The sequence below is a fragment of the Streptomyces sp. NPDC004561 genome (assembly GCF_053602155.1).
The window spans coordinates 1-2,020 of record NZ_JBSGDB010000833.1 but is presented as its reverse complement, the minus strand read 5'-3'; the positions used below and the strand labels follow the sequence as shown (position 1 = coordinate 2,020).

1 protein-coding gene is annotated in these 2,020 nt (G+C 73.8%); it reads right to left on the bottom strand.

All coding sequences use genetic code 11. The features are described from left to right. The coding region (locus ACWEN3_RS45865; protein WP_452984300.1) for a polyketide synthase dehydratase domain-containing protein at positions 1–1,987 on the bottom strand (1,987 nt) is incomplete at its 3' end. Positions 1,988–2,020 lie beyond the last annotated feature (33 nt).

Below are 2,020 nucleotides of genomic sequence, written 5' to 3'. Positions count from 1 at the left end.
GAAGCCGCGGCTCCGCGTCCGGCGCGGCGACGCGGACCAACCTCGGCACCCGGACCTCGTCGTCCGCGTGCACCGCGGCCTCCGGCTCGCCCGACGCGATCAGGCCGGGCAGCACCCGGGCAAGACCGGCGTCAGTACTGGCATCGCCATCGCCATCGCCATCGGCACCGGCACCGGCACCGGCACCGGCACCGGCAGCGGCAGCGGTGGAGGTCTCGACCAGCAGGATGCGGTCGGGGTTCTCGGTCTGCGCCGAGCGCACCAGTCCGCGGACCGCCGACTGGGCGAGGTCTCCCGTACGCGTCAACAGCACCAGGCGCGCCGGGCGTTCCTCGGCCAGCCACCACTGCACCAGTTCCAGCACGGCGTGGGTGACCTCACGGACCCGGGTGGCCAGGTCCGCGCCGGCCCCGGTCGGGCAGGGCACGACCACGGCATCGACCACGGCACCTGGACCGGCCACGGCTCCGGGACCGGTCACGGCTTCGGGATCGGCGACGGCCCCGGGACCGGCTTCGGTGTCCGCAGGCGAGTGAGCGGCCCGAAGAGCGGCGAGATCCCCGTACGTCTCGATCCTCATGCCGTCCGGCGCGGACGGCAGGCCGATCGGCGTCCACTCCAGGCCGTAGACCGAGTCGTCGCTGCCGGAACCGGCGCGCAACCGGTCGGCGGGCACCGGGCGCAGCGTCAGCGAGTCGATCTGCGCGACCGGCTCACCGGTGCCGTCGGCGAGCACCAGCGACACCGTGGAGGTGCCGGCGCGGGAGACCTTCACCCGCAGGCCTGAGGCTCCGGCCGCCGCCAGACGCACGCCGCTCCAGGCGAACGGCAGCAGCCCGTTCCCCGTCCCGGCCTCGGGCTCGACCGCGCCCAGCCAGACGGTGTGCAGCGCCGCGTCGAACAGCGCGGGGTGCAGGCCGTACGCGCCCGCGTCCGTCCGCTCCGCACCGGGCAGTTCCACCTCGGCGAAGAAGTCGTCCCCGCTCCGCCAAGCGGCGCGCAGCCCCTGGAAGACGGGCCCGTAGTCGAGCGCCATGCCGGCGAGGCGGTCGTAGAACCCGTCGGCGTCGACCGGCTCCGCACCCACGGGCGGCCACGCGGTGAGCGAGCCGTCCACGGGCCCTCCCTCGGCGACGGCCAGCGAGCCGGAGGCGTGCCGCACCCATGCCCGCTCGGAGTCGTCCTCGTGGGCGTACGCGTCCCCGTCGTCGACCCGCGAGTGCACGGTCAGCGGCCTGCGGCCCGAGCCGTCGTCGGCGCCGACCCGCACCTGCAGGGCGACGCCGCCGCGCTCGGGCACGAGCAGCGGTGTCTCCAGCGTCAGCTCCTCCAGCAGGTCGCAGCCCACGGCGTCGGCAGCGGTGATCGCCAGCTCGACGAACGCGGTTCCCGGCAGGAGCGCCACTCCGCTGACGGCGTGGTCCACCAGCCACGGGTGCGTGTGCGTCGAGAGCCGCCCGGTCAGCAGGTGTCCGTCGCCGTCGGCCAGCGGCACGGCGGCGCCGAGGAGCGGGTGACCGGCATCGCCCTGCCCCACCGCGCGCATGTCACCGGCGGAGGCGGGGGCGTCGAGCCAGTAGCGCTCGCGCTGGAAGGCGTAGGTGGGGAGGGCGACACGGCGAGCGCCGGGGAAGAAGGCGTGCCAGTCCACTTCCACGCCGCTTACGTGCAGTTGGGCGTACACGGTGGTGAGCGCCTGGGGTTCGGGGCGGTCGGCGCGGAGTACGGGGATGGTGACGACATCATCGACACAGCCCTGCGCCATGGCGCTGAGGACACCGCCCGGGCCGATCTCCACGAACGTCGTCACACCCAACTCGTGCAAGGTCCGCACGCCGTCGGCGAAACGGACCGCCTCACGCACGTGACGCACCCAGTACTCCGGGGTGTACGACTCCGCCAGACGGCCCGTGAGGTTCGAAACGACCGGAATCCGCGGCTCATTGAAGACCAGACCGCTGACGGACCGCGCGAACTCCTCCAACATCGGGTCCATCAACGGCGAATGGAACGCGTGGCT